This is a genomic window from Pseudovibrio japonicus, from assembly GCF_014651595.1.
In the GTDB taxonomy this organism is placed as follows: domain Bacteria; phylum Pseudomonadota; class Alphaproteobacteria; order Rhizobiales; family Stappiaceae; genus Pseudovibrio; species Pseudovibrio japonicus.
The window spans coordinates 56,386-74,804 of the sequence record NZ_BMXE01000013.1; the positions used below are offsets into that span (position 1 = coordinate 56,386).

At 50.6% G+C, this 18,419-nt stretch carries 14 protein-coding genes; 3 read left to right on the top strand and 11 right to left on the bottom strand.

Annotated features, from left to right (window positions below; all coding sequences use genetic code 11):
- The first annotated feature begins 13 nt into the window (after window positions 1-13).
- From IE076_RS22140 to IE076_RS22935, 3 genes are all read left to right on the top strand, one after another.
- Window positions 14-1,741, top strand: coding sequence for a type I secretion system permease/ATPase (locus tag IE076_RS22140; RefSeq protein WP_189438973.1), 1,728 nt, complete (start codon window positions 14-16; stop codon window positions 1,739-1,741).
- Window positions 1,742-1,745: 4 nt separating this feature from the next.
- A complete protein-coding gene (locus tag IE076_RS22145; RefSeq protein WP_189438974.1) occupies window positions 1,746-3,062 on the top strand; it encodes an HlyD family type I secretion periplasmic adaptor subunit in 1,317 nt (438 codons plus the stop codon).
- A 403-nt stretch (window positions 3,063-3,465) separates the two neighbouring features.
- Window positions 3,466-3,579: a hypothetical protein gene (locus tag IE076_RS22935; protein WP_244649752.1), complete on the top strand. Its 114-nt coding sequence runs from the start codon at window positions 3,466-3,468 to the stop codon at window positions 3,577-3,579.
- A gap of 415 nt (window positions 3,580-3,994) precedes the next feature.
- Here the strand turns inward: IE076_RS22935 and IE076_RS22150 are convergent, their stop codons facing one another.
- The 11 genes from IE076_RS22150 to tssH all read right to left on the bottom strand — a co-directional run bounded on the left by IE076_RS22150 (window position 3,995) and on the right by tssH (window position 18,410).
- Window positions 3,995-4,291 (bottom strand): PAAR domain-containing protein, encoded by a 297-nt coding sequence (locus IE076_RS22150; protein WP_189438975.1) that lies wholly within the window; start codon window positions 4,289-4,291, stop codon window positions 3,995-3,997.
- Window position 4,292: 1 nt separating this feature from the next.
- Complete coding sequence (locus IE076_RS22155) at window positions 4,293-4,859, bottom strand: DUF6931 family protein (protein WP_189438976.1); 567 nt, start codon at window positions 4,857-4,859, stop codon at window positions 4,293-4,295.
- Between the two features lie 14 nt (window positions 4,860-4,873).
- On the bottom strand, window positions 4,874-6,826 hold the full coding sequence (locus IE076_RS22160; protein WP_189438977.1) for a type VI secretion system Vgr family protein: 1,953 nt from the start codon (window positions 6,824-6,826) through the stop codon (window positions 4,874-4,876).
- A gap of 95 nt (window positions 6,827-6,921) precedes the next feature.
- Window positions 6,922-7,776, bottom strand: coding sequence for a hypothetical protein (locus tag IE076_RS22165; RefSeq protein WP_189438978.1), 855 nt, complete (start codon window positions 7,774-7,776; stop codon window positions 6,922-6,924).
- A gap of 119 nt (window positions 7,777-7,895) precedes the next feature.
- Window positions 7,896-8,735 carry a hypothetical protein gene (locus tag IE076_RS22170; RefSeq protein WP_189438979.1) on the bottom strand — a complete coding sequence of 280 codons (840 nt, stop codon included), beginning with the start codon at window positions 8,733-8,735 and terminating at the stop codon, window positions 7,896-7,898.
- A 78-nt stretch (window positions 8,736-8,813) separates the two neighbouring features.
- On the bottom strand, window positions 8,814-12,224 hold the full coding sequence (locus tag IE076_RS22175) for an ImcF-related family protein (RefSeq protein WP_308936443.1): 3,411 nt from the start codon (window positions 12,222-12,224) through the stop codon (window positions 8,814-8,816).
- Between the two features lie 2 nt (window positions 12,225-12,226).
- A complete protein-coding gene (gene icmH / locus IE076_RS22940; protein ID WP_244649753.1) occupies window positions 12,227-13,114 on the bottom strand; it encodes a type IVB secretion system protein IcmH/DotU in 888 nt (295 codons plus the stop codon).
- Between the two features lie 11 nt (window positions 13,115-13,125).
- Complete coding sequence (gene tssK, locus IE076_RS22180) at window positions 13,126-14,544, bottom strand: type VI secretion system baseplate subunit TssK (RefSeq protein ID WP_308936442.1); 1,419 nt, start codon at window positions 14,542-14,544, stop codon at window positions 13,126-13,128.
- Window positions 14,456-14,965 (bottom strand): type VI secretion system lipoprotein TssJ, encoded by a 510-nt coding sequence (gene tssJ, locus IE076_RS22185; RefSeq protein ID WP_194539870.1) that lies wholly within the window; start codon window positions 14,963-14,965, stop codon window positions 14,456-14,458. The genes tssK and tssJ overlap by 89 nt, the downstream gene beginning before the upstream one ends.
- Window positions 14,965-15,816 carry an FHA domain-containing protein gene (locus IE076_RS22190; RefSeq protein ID WP_189438983.1) on the bottom strand — a complete coding sequence of 284 codons (852 nt, stop codon included), beginning with the start codon at window positions 15,814-15,816 and terminating at the stop codon, window positions 14,965-14,967. Before IE076_RS22190 ends, tssJ begins: the two co-directional genes overlap by 1 nt.
- Window positions 15,817-15,836: 20 nt before the next feature.
- Complete coding sequence (gene tssH, locus IE076_RS22195) at window positions 15,837-18,410, bottom strand: type VI secretion system ATPase TssH (RefSeq protein ID WP_189438984.1); 2,574 nt, start codon at window positions 18,408-18,410, stop codon at window positions 15,837-15,839.
- Window positions 18,411-18,419 lie beyond the last annotated feature (9 nt).

Genomic DNA, 18,419 nt, shown 5'->3' on the forward strand with positions numbered 1-18,419 from the left:
TCGGCTAGAACCAATGAAGTTAAATATAGACTGCGATTCGAATGCATACCTACAGGCGCTGAGGCGGCTGTACCCAGCGTTCGCGGTGGTGGGCCTCTTTAGTGTGATCGTAAACCTATTGATGTTAACCGGTCCGATGTTCATGCTCCAACTTTACGACCGGGTTTTGTCCAGCGGCTCAGTTGCAACACTACAAGGGCTTTTTGTGATTGTCGTTGCTGCATATTTTTTCTTAGCACTTTATGATCTGCTCAGAACGCGGATGCTCTCAAGAGCTGCATTTCGGCTCGATCAGTTTGCAGGTCCAGCAGCGTTTGAAGTCTGGTTACATTCGGGTCTGAATGCACATGGTACAATGCCACGCCCGCTGAATGACCTCGCGACTGTCAGAGGTTTTTTGTCTAGTCCGGCAATGACCGGATTCTTCGATATGCCCTGGATCCCGCTGTTCTTGGCGATCATTTTCTTAATCCATCCCTGGCTGGGGTTACTCGCACTCGGTGGAGCCATTGTTGTGATAAGTATGGCCTTGGCAAACCAATTTGCAACGCAGCGCCGTTTCGCTCAAGCAATGGGTATGGACAGCGCAGAAAGTTATTTTACCGACCAAGTGCATCGAAACGGCTCTGCCTTAATTCCACTAGGTATGGCTACCAAGCTCCGCAGTTATTGGCAGGATATGCATACAGCTGGGCTCGCCACTGGGCAGACTGCAAGCGAGCGGGCGGAAACATACACAGCGTTCTCGAAAGCCTTCAGGTTGTTACTACAGTCAGCACTACTCGCTCTTGGTGGTTACCTTGCACTAAAACAGGAGGTTTCGCCAGGCATGATCGTGGCAACTTCGATCATAGCTGGACGTGCCTTGGCACCAGTTGACCAGGTAATTGGGCAGTGGCGCAACGTAATGCGCGCACGAGAGGCTCACAGGCGCCTGAAGGTGATCATGGAAGGCAGTACTGAGACAAAACAGCGGATCAACTTGCCTGATCCAGAAGGTGAAGTTGTTGTACGTGGCTTGACAAAATTCGCTCCGGGTCAAGCGAAGCGGGCAGAGCGACCACCCATCATTCAGGAGATCTGCTTCGACCTGGTACCCGGGGATGCTCTAGGTATCATTGGCCCCTCAGCATCTGGAAAAAGCACACTGGCCCGGCTCCTGGTTGGTGCATGGCCTGCCGATTCTGGAGAAATAAGATTGGACGGTGCTACGCTAGACCAGTGGGCACCAGACGTTCTCGGACGATTTGTGGGCTATCTCCCGCAAACAATAGAATTGTTGGCTGGAACCATCCGTGACAACATTGTTCGCTTTGATCCAAATGCATCCGATGATGATTTGATCGCAGCCACGAAGTTGGCTGGCGTCCATGAATTAATCCTAAAACTTCCGGACGGCTACAATACGCGATTGGAGTATGGCGCATCAATCCTTTCAGGTGGTCAGGTCCAACGAATTGGTTTGGCGCGGGCGCTCTTCAGAATGCCAAAGCTAGTTGTTTTGGACGAACCGAATTCAAATCTTGATGCAGATGGCGATGCGGCTCTTACTCAGGCAATTTCAGAAATGCGGCAAGCTGGCAGCACCGTTATCGTGATGGCGCACCGTCCGAGTGCGATTGCAGCCGTAAACAAGCTGATGGTCCTTAATGACGGATGTGTGGTCGACTTTGGCAATAAGTCTGATGTAATGCGTAGAGCAACACGTTTAACGTCTACTGTCGCAGCGGAGGCAATGTAAAGACATGGCATTGTTTTCCTCCTCTACGACACCTGTCGTCAAGACTGGCATGCGCCTTTGGGGCAGTTTAGGCGCTTTTGCGAGTGTTTGCTTGTTGGTGGGTGCCGTAGCATGGGCACATTTCACCCAGATTAACGGAGCAGTAATCGCAGCTGGCAAAGTTATAGTTCAGGGTAAGCCAAAGACTATTCAACATCTTGACGGGGGCGTTATTAAAGAAATTCTAGTAACAGATGGCGACAAAGTTTCTGCAGGCGAGGTGCTAATTCGCCTCGAGGACACACAATTGCGTGCTAATCTTCTGATCTATCAGTCACGTTTGGCGAATGCTTCCGCTTTGCGTGACCGACTCAGATCCGAACAGATTGGATCAGACCATGTTGAGTTCCGCAATGATCTTCCCACACTCAGAATGCAAGACATGACCTCGATCCAGCTTGGCCAGCAAGTTATATTTGAGTCCCGCCGGGACGTCCAGTTGGGCCGCCGAGAACAATTGGAAGAAAAAATCCGTCAGTATAGTAATCAGATAACGGGAATTAATGCTCTTATTAAAGCGAAGCAAGAGCAACTTTCCTCGTTGAAAATCGAGCTGAAAGGTTTGGTTGAACTCAGCGAGCGCGGTTACACCCGAAAAAGCCAAGTACTGTCGATGCAGCGAAGTCAGTCAGACCTGCTCGGACAATTGGGTGAACATACAGCAGAACTTGCGCGTATCGCTAATTCAATTCGTGATACTGAACTTGAGATTCTGCTAGCCGAACGGCAGGTGCGCGAAGAAGTGGTCACAGAACTGCGTGAGGTCAACACATCTATTGTAGAAATGGTTCAACAGATTATATCTACACAAAAACAGCTGGACCGCGTGGAGGTACGCTCTCCAGCTGATGGCATCGTTCATGAGATCCAAGTGTCGACCATAGGCGGTGTAGTAGCACCGGGCGCGGCAATTCTACAGGTTATTCCCTCGAGTGATGAAATTGTATTCGAAACCCGCATCGATCCAACCTCTATTGATCAGGTTTATCTCAGGCAACCTGCACGCATGCGACTGTCTGCATTCAACCAGCGCACCACTCCAGAATTAACAGGGACTGTCTTGACCATCTCTGCAGACGCTGTCCTCGACGAAGTAAGCGGAACCTCATTCTACCGGGTGTTATTAGCATCGCCGGCCAAACAACTTAATCGTATAACGGGACGTGACATTGTGCCAGGTATGCCAGTTGAGGCCTATTTGCAGACAGACGAGAGGTCGGTGCTCTCTTATCTGATAAAACCCTTTACCGAGCAGATGGTACGTGCATTTAGAGAAGAATAGCAAACCAACAGTGACTGTGACGAGTGGGTTGTATCGCAAAAATTCATTCGGTTCCCAACTCACGCCTTTTTGGGTTGCAAGCAGTTCACTCTGAGTTCGCAGTTTCAGGTTTGTTGCAAACTTTGGGTCATCGGCTGCATGAGCCCTGCTTGATGGGGATTTGCAATGTCAGAGTTCAAGTATCGTCAATTTCATGGGAGAGATCATTCTTTGAGCCGTGTGATGGTACTGTAAGTACGATATTTGCTATCGAGACCTCGAGGAAAGGCTGAAAGAGGGCGGCGAGAATGTGGACCACACAACACTTTATCCGTGGGTACAACATAATGCCCCTGAACTTGAGAAACGAGCATTGCGGCATCAGAACCGCTTATCTTTTTCTTAACGGGTAGACGAAACATACGTGCGTATCAAAGGGCGATTGAAATATCTTTACCGGGCATCAACAAGCATGACAAGACCATTGATTTTCTGCTCTACTCCTGCCGCAACTCTGCTGCTGCCAAACGGTTTTTAACCAACGCTCGGCTTCCAGCCGAATAGAACAGTGGCTGCAACCATTAAGGGTTTTGCGGTTATACGGATGTTTATGAAAGGATAGTTTGATGCCTGCTTTCTCTCTGTCGGCGGAGGAACTGAAGTCTCCTTCATCAACCGGCTCTTCGGAATTCACGCATGAATTACGCCTGGAGGAAGGCTATTTGTAGCTTCACTTATTAGACATAGCGGAGCAGGTTTGCTAGGTGTTCGAAGACTGGGACGAAGTTCATCTGTGTCGGCTGTAAACCAAGACGGCTATACCCATGATAAAACTATACAAACCAGGCGCAATACCAAGACAAAAAATACTTACTTACCCGCCTATTAGGCCTAACTGGACCGAACGTGCATATTTGGGCGTGCAGTCACAGCTGTTTTCCAGCCTGAACTTATCATCCGCCAACCAGGCACAGTGGGCTGCCGAGGATTACTGTGCCTCCGTGGGCGCAGGTGTCTCCGACGCGGACGGCGGGTAGTTTTGAGATCAGGCATGTTGTGCTGCCCTTTGCGATTATGTCGGGAGGGCCGACGCAGGTCGCCATTCCCGTAGCGGTGGCAGCCGGGAGTTTGGCGATTAAACATAAGGGCTGGCCGGGAGGCATGATTGGCCCTCCCACGTGCGGGATTATACCGGTTACCATGGGACATACGTGCATGTCCGTAACGCGCGAGGCAGGTAGTCCGGGCATGTTACACCTCCATTCCAGGCCATACGCCTTCTGCAACTGCGAGCGCATTGCGGTGGGCCATATCAAGTAGCTGTTTGATGTCCTTGGTCGTTTCTGCCGGAGCCAAAGCGATTGCTCCAAGTATTGCTTTGGCATGCAAATAAGCGGGGGGGAGGACCACAGGACCTGATGCATCCGCGATGCTCCCGGAACCGTTCCAGGCGACTGCAAAACACAACCACCCTGTCGGACCGTCCGTGCCTAGCTTTTCGCCGAGCTCCATTAATGAACGGCGCAAATCTTCAGTTGGCTTTTGTACCCAATCGCGCACCTGGCCGCGGATGCCCTCAGCGTCGGGGACATCTGCAATAGACATCTCCTCCTGAACAGCAAGCGCCCAGCAAATGCCCTCGCGGGGCGGTAGGGCATGGGCCACAAAACTTACGTAGTCCGCTAAGTGCAGATGTTTTACGAGCTCGTTCATCACATCCAGCGGTGTTGCGGTGGGCTCGATCAAGGATTGAGCCTCTGGGCCCAGCTCAAAGCGCTCAAGGATTTTTTGTGCCTGTAGATACGGAATCTTTTTCATGTTGACCCAAGACCTCAGTTTATCATCATTGGTAGGCCTTTGAGCATCAATGGCCCCTGGGCGCTGACTTGGCCTAAGGGCGCTTTAACCGCCACTTGGACTTGTCCCGCAACATTGACCTGAAGGCCTTTTACATCGCACTTGGTCGTTGCTTCGAGTTTTGAGGAAAGGCCTTTGAGGCTGAGGGGCCCACTGGAGCTTATGGAGGTTTTTGATTTTCCATCAATACTGACCTGCGGCGCCGAAATCTTTACTCCGCTGTTGGAGATTTCAACTTTAGAGGATCCAACTTTCAGGACGATCTTGGTATCAGCTGAGATCTCGACCTGTCTTGCGGAAAGCTCGTCTGTTCCAGACGTCTTCACCACCCTGTCTTTGGTCGATAGCTCTGTTTTTTGCTTCACCTCGGTAAGATGGTCTTTATTTACGATGAGTTTTGCCGTCTCTCCAATGGTGGTTGTATCGAGCTTTTTGATATTTCGGACGACATTTTCTTCGACTTCCAATTCAAAATCTTTTGCCGCTCGCAAGCCTAATAACTCGGAACCACTTTTATCCTCGAACTCGAGTTGATTGGTTTTCTTCCCGAGTTTGCTGATGATGCCCGACTTGGTGGTGTTTCGGGCTGCAAAGGGCGGCTTATTCTTCTCGTTATAAATTTGGCCGGTGATTACAGGCAGATCGGGGTCTGCATTGATGAAAGATACCAGCACCTCATGCCCGGCACGGGGCAGGAAAAGGCTTCCTGTTCCGTTCCCAGCAAAGCTCTCTGCAACTCTGATGTAGCCGGAGGTATTGTCTGTGGCATCGGAAAGATCCCAAAAGAATTTTACTTTTACGCGGCCTTGTTCATCGCAGGCAGGCTCTCCCGCCTTTGCCCCCGTCACGATCGCGTTATGGACACCCGCCATCTTTGGCTTGGGTTTGTAAGGGGGTTGGAGCGGCATGTCACTGGGCAGGGCTTCAAATGTTGCCAGGGGTATTTCACCCTGTCGCCAATTGTAGGTGAACCCGACGACCGTGAGCTTTTTGGGAAACTTGCTGGCTGCGCTGGAGGCGAGCTGGACTGATTGGCCCAGATACAAAGACGGATAATCTGTGGTGCCGCGCATGCTAACTTCCGCTGTTTGCTCAGCAGCGGCAAACCGTTTTAGCACCGCGGAACTTGTAGACCCATGGGGAAGCGGAACGTAGCGATACACCACAGGCTTTCCTCTGGACGTGACCGAGGAAGAAGACTTCGTCCCGCTTTTTGCGGTTTTAGCCTTACCTGGGTCGTAGGTCGCGTATTCTGTTGTAGCTGGGCGAAAGACCTGATGATGCTCTAGAGATCTTGCTTGAAAAACGCCTTTGTCGGCGATCCCCTGAACATCCTCGAACGTGACGGTACCACCGGGGGAGGGAAAGGGGTTTGATGGGTTATGGACGACAAGCTTATCGGCATCTTTTCCATCAGAAAAGAAGTAAACATATCCTTCTTCTGCAAGCAATCTCTCGCAAAAGTCGAGGTCGTTCTCCTCATACTGAATGCAAGTTTCGCGCACCTGAGAGGTTGTACTACCGGTGAGCTTAATGTCATCCAGCTTATTGCGTTTAAGCACCTGTCGCCAAACATCCAGCGTGTTCTTTTTCTGGTAGATGGCGGAGTAGCGGCTCAAGCTCAATACACCAAACTTAGGCGAGACAACCAATGCGAGCTGCGTTGTTCCGTCCGCGCTCAACACTCGTTTCGCTTCGATCACTATGCCGGAAAAGGTACGCGGGGTAACTCCGTCAATGTGGATGGCCTGCGAGAAGTTTAGAAGGCAAGCCTTTCCGATTAAGTTCGAAAGGGACGTATCCCCCTCCAAAACGACTATTTCGTAACGAGGCACACGCGATATGTATTCATCCAATTTCGCGCCGACAACTACATAGGTTGTACCATCGATATCAAGCGTTGCACTTGTTTCACTTTCCTCGCCCACGGTATTTCCATTCATGAATAGAGTATTATTTCTATGTAGCTTGTGTTTTATACGAAGCTACATAGATCTATCATTTGCATGTCTAGTTCGTATAACTATTCAAGGTGCGTCATTTTCTTTTGTAGAGCCATCCATCCGCAAGGTTCGTTTAATAAACCCATAACGTCATGTTTCCCAAACAGTGATGTAAACCCACGCCTCGTGAATATTTCGAAAAACAGCTCACTTGCAGGCCCCTGTGGCCCGGATGTACCCCCAAAGAAACTGGCAACTCGCATTTCGCGCCACGCTTTAAAATGAAGCCAAATCGAAAAATAGACTACTTTCTGGCCATTCATAGCTTTGTAGCTGGTTTTACTTATTGACTTGGCCATAGTTACCGGCGTTCCGGAAAATGGGACACCACTTGAAATTGCAGTAGAAATTGCATGGCCACAGCTCAACTTCTTGTTGTCGAGAACCATTGTTATCATTTCACTCATATCCCGATAGGATCTGTACTTGGACAGTAACGCTCTTAATGAATGAATATGCCGGCTCGATGAATAAGTTGCATTCACGCCGGTAAGCAGCTTGGCAGGATTGATAATCTTTACGTATTTTCCTGCTTGATTTGCAGCCGATTTGGCATTTGCCTTATGTTTCTTCTTCTTTAAAAATCTTTGAGTTACCGGGCTGCAGGTTCCATATGTGATCCAGTTCATCTCGTCGGCCTCTAAGCCATGGGCAGCGAACAGCGGGTTTGCCACCATTTCGTCAACGCCAACATTTTGGGAGGTATCCCGAGCGAGCCTGCAAAGCGACATAGCTACTGTTACTGGTAACGGGCCTTCTAAAGCGGACGCAATTGCACCTGAAGCCTCCCAGGCCATTTCTTCGGCAACCTCTTTTAAGGCGTCATCATAACCGTAAGTATTTTTGGGATATTCGATCCCTTCGGGTAATCTCATGTCGTTTTCTTCCTTAGTTTCTTCGGTATTTTAGAGCGCATCTGACGAATTAAGTGAAATGCGCTCTAAAGAGTGAATGCGCTTAAAGAAGCCGGCATTTGCACGTCTAGTTCAAATAACTATTCAAGGTGCGTCATCTTCTGATGTACAGCCTGCCAGCCGCATGGTTCAGCCATTATTTTGGCTGTTTCATATTTTCCGAATACTGCTGTGAAGCCTCGCCGAGTAAATAACTCAAAGAATAGGTCACTTGCCGGGCCCTGAGGTCCAGAGGTACCTCCAAATAATCTGGCGATCCTCATTTCTCGATAAGCTTTAAAGTGAAGCCAAGTCGAAAAATAGATAAGCTTCTGTGCATTCAGATACTTGTAGCCGCCTTTAGAGATAGCGGTCCCCACAGAAATAACCGAGCCTCCTGGGGCCCCGCTCGAGACCGCTGTTGCCACAGCATGTCCTGTGCTCAGCTTCTTATTATCCATCACCATATCTATCATCTCGCTCATGTCGCGAGACTGCCGATATTTCTTAAGCATTGCATGTAAAGTATGGATATGACGACCGGAGGCCACCGTCCCATTCAACCCTCTGATAAGTTTTACAGGATTGAGAACGGGTACGAATTTTCCGCCATAGCTGCCGACTGTTTTGGCAGCATCCTTTTTCTTTCTCCTTAAGAGATATTTTTGGGTCTCCGGGCTGCACGTGCCATATTTGTAAATGTTCAATTCGTCGGCATCAAAACCATATGCTTCGAACAATGGGTTCGGCTTCATCGTGACCAAAGGGCTAATTTTGTACATGCTACGCGCTAGCGAAGCGGCTGAAAGAACTTCACTGGCAACTTCAGAGCCAATCACCCCCACCACTTCTCCTGCGAACGCCCATGCTGTTGCTTCAGCCACATCCGCGTTTATTGATGATGAAGTTGGTGGGTAATTAATACCTTCTACTTGTCTCATTTCAGTCTCCTTCATGTGTTATTTGTGCCAACAACAAATCTATAGTTAAGTTATGCTTTGTCCCATCAGGTAAATACTTTAACTAATGTGTTTTTCTCTAAAAAATAGACTGTTCGGAATATTAACTCTTGAAAAGAAGTTGGATGAGAAGGGGTTAAATCGACTGTTTGCTTGAAACACCATGTTTAATACACGGGGCTGATTGTCGATTGATCTTTGGAAAAGGCTGGTCTTCGCGATCCCATTTGATGGATCAAGCTGCGTCGTTCCGCTGTAAGCCAACCTAAACCAGGACCACAGCCCTTCGAAGTTGCCTTCGAGCGTCGTTATGCCCTGACCGGAAATCTGGAGCCGCAGACCATTGCTTTCTGTGCCTGAAGCAGGCCAGTTTTGTTCGCTCCAGATAAGTGGACCATGCCGGTATTGGTAGAGCGTTGGGCCGGAGCTAATGGTCAGGTTACTGAACAGATTGTTCAGGTAGGACGCACGAACTTTGAATGACAGGGCAGGGGCCTGACCTACGAAAAAGGTATCCCGTATTTGCCCAAGCTGATCCAACGTTCTAACGGCCTGGTCGGAAAGCTGAGCGCCACCGGATACCAGGAAATTGGCCTGGGATGTGTAAGTGCCATCCTCGCTTTTAAAGCGGCTGAGGTAGGTGTTTTCAAAGTTCTGTAAATCGCCCTCTCCCATGAACAGCTGCGTAAACAGCTGTAATGAAAGATCCTGGCGGCTGGACCGATTGAACGGGAAGTTGTCGCGCAGTTGTCTCCCGTAGGGCTGCAAGATCTGCTGCTGCCATTGGCTGTCAATATAACCATAAACCTGCTGCATGGCGGCATCATTCAGGCTTGCAGAAATATTGCGGCCCAATTTACTGATCAGTTCCAGTTCGGAGCGTGCAGCAAACGTGTTCAGCTTGGAAAGCGGATTGGCTTGGTCCTCAGCCTGGAACTTCTCAAAGAGGACACGTCCAGCGTTGTTGGCATCGCTTGTGGCTTCTGCCAGCCAGCCTGAGGCCTCACGCGTATATTGAAGGAAAAGGTCGAACTGGGTCTTGCTGTCATTTGAGGAGGCTGCAGCAGATAGATAAGGTGTAAACGCCCTATGAATCTTATCGGCTGTCTGTGCTTGAATATCGGCAACGGGCCCCTGTGAACCGGACTTATCCTCCGCACTATCCTCAAGGCTTTTGAATTCGGTCAGACCCACATTGTAGTCGAGTGCATTCACCAGACTCATTACGGGGTTATTTGTTGTGCTTGTCAGAGACTTGATCAGGATCTGATCGTTCGACCACTCCCCAGTCGTGGCTATAGAAAGTGAGCGCAGGAATACGTCCCAGGTTGCAATATAGTCGCTTGCATACCGCTCTGCGACGCCTGTCATGATGCCATTGATTTGTGTGGCGTTGAGTGGCTCGATGATGTTTTGATAATCGGCGAGCAGTGGTGCGAGATCGGGCAGGGCATCTTTTTCAAATAAATCTGCAAATCCGCCACGGGTGTAGGCTCTTGGCACCAAGTAACTCTGCTCGTCGGCAATAGGGGCAAAGACCTGCGAAAATTTGGAACTGACCTGACTGCGCAAATCGGCGGGATCGGCGTATTTAGGGCTCTGCATGAGAGCGGCGTACAGCAGTCCTTCCGGATCCTGTTTTGAAAGGCGCCTGACGACAGACTGGTGCAGTTGTTCGTTTTGTATGGTGATGGGGCGGTTCAACTGGAAAAGATCCTGCAAGACAGCAAACGAACGATCATGGAAAACTGTCGAGATCTCGCCTTGAGTAACCAGATTACGCGTAAAGAAACCTGCTAGCTGTTGGGCGTGGGCCGCCGAACCGTCGTTTAGATGGTCTGCGATGATTAGCAGGTCCATTAGTTTGCCGTCATCTGCGCGGGCGTTTGCAGCGACCATGCGTTTTTGCAAGTTGTCGGAGAGCAGGCCTGTAAGCCCGTCTTCAAGTTCTTGATTATAAAAATTGGCGTAAACACTGAGCATTGAGTTGCCAGGAAGCCATTTGCGATAGCGAGACATATCAAGACTTTGATAGGCATCCAGGCTCTGACGAAGCTGCCCGAGAAGAAGAATGCGGCCCGCCAGACTTGCTGTGCTGCTGCTAAAACTATCGGCTTTGTTTTGATAGTCTTCAAAGACCTTCATTGTGCTTGCATTGATCCCACGGTAATCGCTCACGTTCTTCCATGAGAGAACTCCGTAGGAGATGACGAGCGCAGACAGCAGGACAGTGACCACTTTCGATTTCAGATTGATCCGTGCTGAATGGTGGTCATTCTGTTTCACGAAGTAGCGTGTCTGGTGATAGGCATTAGCCAACAAAGCGGTGCTGTCGGCAGTCACACTGGTCGCGCAGGAAATCGGGACGCCGCGATGAGGCTGCTCCTGAAAAAAGCGTTGGCCGGTTAATTGAGCCAACGGATCAGTTGTCGGCGTGCTTTGACTGGCGCCAACAAAGGCAATGCTGTGCAGGTCGAGATGATTTTGTTTCGGTGGGATCGGCTTGATTAACTGGAGCAGCAGTTCGTTGGCCTGAGCGCGAATAAGGTCAAGCTGGAGAGGCGTATTGACGATGGCGGCGCAAGGCTCAGTTTCCGACATCCGTTGCAAGCTGCTTAATTGACGATGGCTTACAGTGCGGATGAAATCCTGGAACAAGCGGTCAATACGTGCGCTTGGACTTGTGATTTGTTTGTCCAGAAAGCCGCCCCACACGACCTGATCGTCAAAGGCGCCTGAGAGATCGGCGGCCAAATGCAGGTCGGGCATTTTCTCCAGACCGGGGATGACAAAATGTATAGGGATCTCAAGCCCAAAGACGTCATAGGCCTGGTTCAGTATTTTATTGAAGGATGAAATCGCATCTGTTGTCAGGTTTGCCGGAGAGGTCAAACTTGCCAGATCGTATTCCACGAAGGCTGCATTAACGGCGAGATTTCTGCGGTGGGTAAAGATCAGTTTGAAGATGACAGTCAGCAGGTCCAGATCCAGCCCTTGGTCCGGATCTATCTCAATCCGGTAGGCGACCGCAGTGGGTGAGCTCCAGGTTGTTACCGTAAGGCCGTCATGTTGGAGCGCTTCACCTGTGGGACGATAATTAAGCTCGTCCATGGTTGTCGAATAATCATCACTTTTGGCCGCCAGAAACAGATTCCACGTGACCGACATTGGCTTGTGGCTGATGGACCGGGCTTGCGTGCGTAGATGGGAAAACTGGTATTTTGCCTGAGTGCGCACCTCTTGCAGAGGATCCTTGGGACCGCCTGACTTCCATATTTTCCTGCCCTTGAACTTCCAGAAATAGGAAATCACCAATCCGACGATCACGAAAGGTACGAGGAAGAGGGAAGCAATCCAATAGATCGCGGTTACCCCGCTGATCGAGCCGTAGCCAAGCAGATAGGTTGAAAGAAAGAGTTGGCCGAATATTGCGACAACGACAACACCAAGAAAAATACGCAGCGGGGTCATAGTTACCCTTTCCCATTGATGAGTGTGGAGTCGTTGAAGAGTGGAGCGGCAGCACCTTTTGTTGGTGCCATGTCTGACTGTACAAAGTACTCGCGCAACTGTTGGCGCTCGAATGCGGTGTAAGTCCAACTAGATAGGGAAATTAGTATGAGCGCCGCACCTGCCAGAAGGCACTTTGCTGTGTTCGAAATCCCAACAATGGGTTCGGCAGGCTCATCCAAATCCTGAGAGGGGGCGTTTTGCTCATTCGTTATGAGAGGGATAGTCAGGCTTGCTTCCAGTCTTGCGATTAACTGATTGCGCTCTGTCTCTCCCTGAAGCTTGTATTTTCCGCGGTAACCCAACTTCAGGAAAGTATAGATGACCTCCAAGAGTTCGCGCAGTGCCTTTGGTTGCATGAGCACGCGTTCGGTAATGCTGTAAAAGCGATCACCGCCATCGCGAAAGCCAAATAAATCTGCCGCGAGCGTCCAGTTCTCCCAACCTCTATTGGCGCTCCAGGGGCTTGAGAGGATGAACTCGTCTAAAACAATCGCATATAACAGGCACAGGTTCTCAGCTACGGAAGGGGGATAGTCCAGCTGAACGACCTTGTATTTCAGATCAATAATTGTCTGCTTGAGTTCCACGTGGGTCGCATCGAGCTTGTCAGCCGGTTGCATCCGCGCAATTGTCCCACAAACGGCCAACAGATCTGCCGATGCATTCATAAGCCGGTTTTCGTAGCCGGAAAACTGCTGCTGCGCCTGATACAACAACTGCAGGTCCCGTGATGAAAATTTGACAAGAACCGGGATTGCAGTGTCACTCGCAAGCTCCCGTCTGTCGCCAGTTAGAGCTGGTGTTGGAAGCCTATTAAACTGCGAGATCTTATTAACTTGCGGGATCATATCTAACGGCCTCAATCTAACATGTACAAAGTTGCATCTACGCTTTGGATCCGTTCATCGACATGAAGCGCCAGGGCTTCGTGGCTGCTAACGAATTTGAGCCAAAGAGGGTTGCTGGTGTTCACGGCAAAAAAGGTGGCATCCGATCGGTTGCGCAGTTGCGTGGGGGCGGTGGCCAATGGCTGTAGCTCGATGCCGGGCAAGGCATTGGCGACCAAATCCGGCATTGCGGACAAGCCTGCCAGCTTACAAGAGAGCGGTGCCAACTGGCTTAGCTTTGCCTCTCCATCTGGACCGGAGAGAGCCAAGATCGGGCGCATCTTTTTTGCAATGATACGGGCGGGCATGATGAGCCGTAGTAAGCGGCGTTTTTCAAACAGATCGCTATTCCAGCTATATGAGAACACATCGGCTGACTTATTCAGCGTCAAGGTGTTCTTGAGGGACTTGAACACCTTGTCGAAGCAGTCCCCCATATGAGCCGGATGGAAGAGGAAATCCGGAGCCGTGAATTTGGCTTGAATTGCATCCAGTTCAACCAGGAACTCCCCAAGAGCTGCAAACAACAAACGTGGAGAGACGGAGCGATCAGCGGCCATATTTTGCAGAGAGAACAAGCCCCGGTTTAGGGCTAGCAGTTCCATGCGCTCCTTAAGGAGGCTGCTGTCGCTGCGCACTTTTTCTTCTGAGACAATCCGCGCTGCGGCGTTGGTTGCCCGCACGCGAGCTAAGGCAATTACCTCATCAAGGTTGGTAGAAAGGACCTTTGATGCCCCGATGCTGATTGCTCGCGGGACAAAAGCCCGGTCTAAAATCACTTGCCCTTCTGGGGTTTTCTCCAGGATCCGTGCTATGGGGATCGTGGTGTATCCAGACAAATCCGTCCCACTCAGAGTGAGGGTTACACCAACGTCTGCAACTTCGGTTTCTACAACTCCATTTTCGGGATCACTCAAATCCCGAAGCTGCTTTACGCTTGTCAAGAAACGATATTGGCCATGGACTTGTCCATATTCACGCGTACCGGTGAGGGCTATTGGGACGGCCAGGAAAACAGTTTTGTCGATGACACCATCGGGAACATCAATGACCAACTCTTTGTCCAGCTTGAAGTAGAGCCGGTCCGCAAAGACGCCTTCAGCCTCCCGAACAGCCAGTTTGCCGATTTGAAGGCTCTTGGAGTTGAATTCGAGTTTGCTAACACCGAAATCCCCCCCGCTAAGGTCCAGCTGGGCCAAGGCGTCAGCGTAAGACCTTACGGAATTATCCGCTTGCTGAAACTGTTGGGGGGAAAGAAACATACCCTCTTTCCAAGCGATACGTGAAATCATGAAAACAACTTTATTCTGAACCGTCAGCCGGATTAATTTCTGCCTCTTCAGGCGCTTCGTAGTCCTTGCCGAGATAGCCAATGGCGATCCCGCTGGCATTTACTGTCACAGCGATATTTTCTTTGAAGCTCTTCGGGGTTACGGGAACTGTCGTGCTAAACAACTGCCCCCTATAGTTGGCAAACTCAGCAAAAGCCCCGAGGTATTTGGTGGTCGGTTGCAAGTCGATCATGACTGGTCGATGCTCTTGCGGGTAAAGCGGGGCAAAGAGTTGCTTGTCCAGGGTAACAGCGGCCAGATCTGCGCTGTCATTGTTGTATATTTGCCAGAAATTTGCCGCATCAAACTCGGTACGGTTCGAGAGTTGATAAACCCTGACGACCACTGGATTGGCGACGTCATCGGTCTGGTTTATGTCCGGGCCGGCAATGAGGGTTAAACTCTCCGGAACGGGAGAGGTTGGCTCGCGGCTTGCACACGCACTGAGAAAAGTCATGGCAACAAAGAGTAAGTAACGCATCATAGCTTCCCGATTTCCTCATCCAGCAGTGCAAAGAAGGTGAGATAGAACTCACGGTTTTGCCGTTTCTTAGAAAATTGGCGCTTGTAAAACTGCCAATAGTGCTTCTTCCGATTTGCAAATAGAGGTACGAACTCGTCGTATTCCTGCTCGTGCGCTTCGGGATCAATTTGTGCGAGGAACCGGTCCAATGCGCGCTCCAACGCGTTGGACATTCCGTTTTTGTGTTGCCATGCCTGCCAACCTGAGGGGGGCTCTGCACTGCTTGCGCGTGGTTCAAAACCGCGAAACGGCGCATGTCGCGGCCTGTCTTCCATCATGGAACTTTGCTCAGCGGTGCTATCGAGGCCGTCGTCAAACGGATCAAACAGCAGATCATTTCCAGCCTGTTCTTGATGGAACTCTCTATTTTGCAGTGCTGGAGTGCTTTCCGACGGAACGTGGGGCAGCAAAGGGCCATCGCCCCCCAAATCGGTCTCTGCCCTGAACTCCAGGACGGAAGCGCTTTCGAGTTCTTGGTGTCTTTCAACCGCTCCAACGATCCCGACGAGCAACTTGTATCCGCAAAAACCAAGTACATCCCCATCGCTCAGATAGACGGCATCATTTTTGGGCAGCATGTCCTCATTAAGCGCAGTGCCATGCTGAGACGTGTCCATGATCGCAAATGCGCCGTCTTCGGTCCGAGAGATAACCAAATGCGTGGCAGACATTGTCTCTGATGGATCTGGCAAGCAAATATCGCAGTCGTACCCAGAGCCGATTTCGCAGCTGTCATCTTGCAGGTAAAATTCACGCCGTTCGACGTTGCTAGCCTCTGGTATCTGAAGCAATTGCATGCTTAGCGTCATAGAACCCCACCCATTATTCGCTATTCAATTATCAGGGAGATGTCTGTCCCATCATGGGTCACACAAATCGAGCTAAGGGGTGCGTCATCAATTACGCGTTTGATGCATTCCTCAGCCAATTTCGGCAGAAAATCCCGATTTATTATTGCTTCGATTGCCCGCCCACCAGACATCGGTTCGTCGTTACGTTTCTGAACATAATCAACGAAGCTATCTTTCCAGCTCAGCTCCGCGTTGTATTGGGACCTGACGCGCTCTTTAATCCGCGCAAGATGGATCTCTGCAATTTTAATGCAGGTCGTCTCATCAAGTGGTTGGTAGGCAATCAGTTCGGTGCGGCCAATAAAGGCCGGGCTAAAGTAATCCAGTAGTAGAGGCTGCAAGGCCTCCTTTGCCTGAACAGGGTCAAATACCCCGTCACAGCTGTCCGTTAGCTGCCGCAATTTCTCACCGCCCGTATTGGATGTCATGATGATGATCGTGTTGCGGAAATCGACTTTTGTTCCCTCACTGTCTGTGATGTAGCCCCGATCGAAAATCTGGAAGAAAATGTCCTGAATTTCCCGATGTGCTTTTTCCATCTCGTCCAGCAACAGGACCTGATAGGGGCGCTTACGGATCGCTTCTGTCAGAATGCCGCCTTTGCCATAGCCGACGTACCCGGCTGAGGCGCCCAAGAGCATTGAAGCCTTATGTGGTTCCTTGAACTCACTCATATTGATTGTGGTGAGAGAGTTTTCTCCGTCAAAAAACTCTTCGGCAATTGCCAGCGCTGTTTCCGTCTTACCGACCCCGGATGGCCCGCACATCATAAACACGCCAATTGGCTTACGATGGTCGGTAAGGCCCGCGCGTGACACTTTCAGCGATTTTGCGATCGCTTCAATAGCTGCATCCTGCCCCATTACCCTTCGTTTCAGCCGATCCTCCAGCTGCAACAGGCATTCTGCGTCATCGGAGTTGAGGTTGGAGACGGGTATTCCTGTCCAGTCAGAGATGACTGAAGCTATGGTGATGTCACTTACCCATGGATGGACGTAGAGCTCTTCATCACCATTTACTGTGATGTCAAAAGGTATGGAAACACTCGCTTCCGCGGCATCCTGCGCTTCGGAAGTGGCATTAAGATACGAAAAGACTTTGCTCTTTTGCGCTTGCCAGGTTGCGACCTGATCTTTCAGCTCATGTTCCTGCGCCTCAATTGCCTCGACCAGATCGCTCTCAGGGCTCGCATCTGATCCATAAAGCCGGACTTCTTCTTCGAGCAGCTTGTGTTCTGCTCGTGTGAAATGAAGTTTCTCTTCCAAAACAGCAATTTGTTTTGGAGCGGTATGCTGCGAAAGAGCAACACGTGCACAAGCTGTATCAAGCAAACTGATTGCTTTATCCGGCAACCTGCGGGACGGCAGGTAGCGTATAGACAGGTCCACCGCCGCCTGAAGAGCACTCCCGCGAATGGGTACGCCATGATGCTTGCAGAGCTCTTCGGAAACTGAACGCAGAATGTTAACTGCCGCTTCTCGGTTAGGCTCATCTACGGAGATGGATTGGAAGCGACGGGAGAAAGCGGGGTCTTTCTCAATGTACTTTTTGTACTCGGCAAAGGTGGTTGCTGCGATGACCCGGAATTGGCCGCGTGCCAAAGCGGGTTTCAAAAGGTTGGCGGCATCATTTTGCCCTTCCGTGCCGCCTGCTCCGATGATTGTATGCGCTTCATCAATGAATACGATAATAGGGTGCGAGGCGGACTGCACTTCCTTGATGATGTTCTTAAGCCGTTCCTCAAACTCACCTTTTACGCTTGCACCGGCTTGCAGAAGGCCCAAATCCAGATTGATCAGCTCTGCATTCTTGAGTTGGTCGGGAACTTCTCCTGCGGCTATTTTCTGCGCCAATCCCTCAACAACAGCTGTCTTGCCCACGCCAGCCTCACCCAGGAGGATGGGGTTGTTTTGCCGCTTACGAAGAAGCACATCAATCGCGTTTGCAATTTCGTCTGTACGCCCTAACACAGGGTCCAGGCGCCCCTCTCGTGCTTCTTGCGTCAGGTTGGCCGTAAAGCGAGAAAGAGCATCGCCACCGCCTGAACTAACTCCGCCGCCCTTGCTGGAGGATCCACCGGCAGCAAAGTTCAAATTCTGCCCGCGCTTTACGGCGAAGGAGCGAAGCGCATCTGTCGAAACAGGCTCCAATGCTTGCAAGGCTTCCAGGCGCGTGCCCAAGGATCCGGATGTCTGCAGGGCCAGCAGCAGCACCTCAGGTAGGATTGCAGCGTGTTCCAGGTCAACCGATGCGATCAGCCATGCTCGTTCAACCAGTTTCGCAAGTGATCCGGAAATGGTTGGCTGCTTGCCTTCTTCGCCCATACCGATGGGCATACGCTGTTCCAGCTCTGCTTGTAATTGGTTCAGCTGGACGCCTTGTGATTCAAGAAAATCTTGTAGTTCCGTGTCGCTTGAAAAAATCACATGATAGAGCCAGTGAGGGATTTCTACGGCAACAACTTTACGGTTGATTGCTTCACCGACAGCATTCTCCAGCATGACTTTCAAAGCTGGGGTCAGGCGAGAAACAAGTTTTGTAAGTTTGACCATCGGCCATAA

Bases quoted from the DNA above. Each gene is read 5' to 3' on its own strand.
- IE076_RS22140 (WP_189438973.1), top strand. From the start codon at position 14: ATGAAGTTAAATATAGACTGCGATTCGAATGCATACCTACAGGCGCTG.
- IE076_RS22145 (WP_189438974.1), top strand. From the start codon at position 1,746: ATGGCATTGTTTTCCTCCTCTACGACACCTGTCGTCAAGACTGGCATG.
- IE076_RS22150 (WP_189438975.1), bottom strand. From the start codon at position 4,291: ATGCCCGGACTACCTGCCTCGCGCGTTACGGACATGCACGTATGTCCC.
- IE076_RS22155 (WP_189438976.1), bottom strand. From the start codon at position 4,859: ATGAAAAAGATTCCGTATCTACAGGCACAAAAAATCCTTGAGCGCTTT.
- IE076_RS22165 (WP_189438978.1), bottom strand. From the start codon at position 7,776: ATGAGATTACCCGAAGGGATCGAATATCCCAAAAATACTTACGGTTAT.
- IE076_RS22170 (WP_189438979.1), bottom strand. From the start codon at position 8,735: ATGAGACAAGTAGAAGGTATTAATTACCCACCAACTTCATCATCAATA.
- IE076_RS22175 (WP_308936443.1), bottom strand. From the start codon at position 12,224: ATGACCCCGCTGCGTATTTTTCTTGGTGTTGTCGTTGTCGCAATATTC.
- icmH (WP_244649753.1), bottom strand. From the start codon at position 13,114: ATGATCCCGCAAGTTAATAAGATCTCGCAGTTTAATAGGCTTCCAACA.
- tssK (WP_308936442.1), bottom strand. From the start codon at position 14,544: ATGCCAGCGGGATCGCCATTGGCTATCTCGGCAAGGACTACGAAGCGC.
- tssJ (WP_194539870.1), bottom strand. From the start codon at position 14,965: ATGCGTTACTTACTCTTTGTTGCCATGACTTTTCTCAGTGCGTGTGCA.
- IE076_RS22190 (WP_189438983.1), bottom strand. From the start codon at position 15,816: ATGACGCTAAGCATGCAATTGCTTCAGATACCAGAGGCTAGCAACGTC.
- tssH (WP_189438984.1), bottom strand. From the start codon at position 18,410: ATGGTCAAACTTACAAAACTTGTTTCTCGCCTGACCCCAGCTTTGAAA.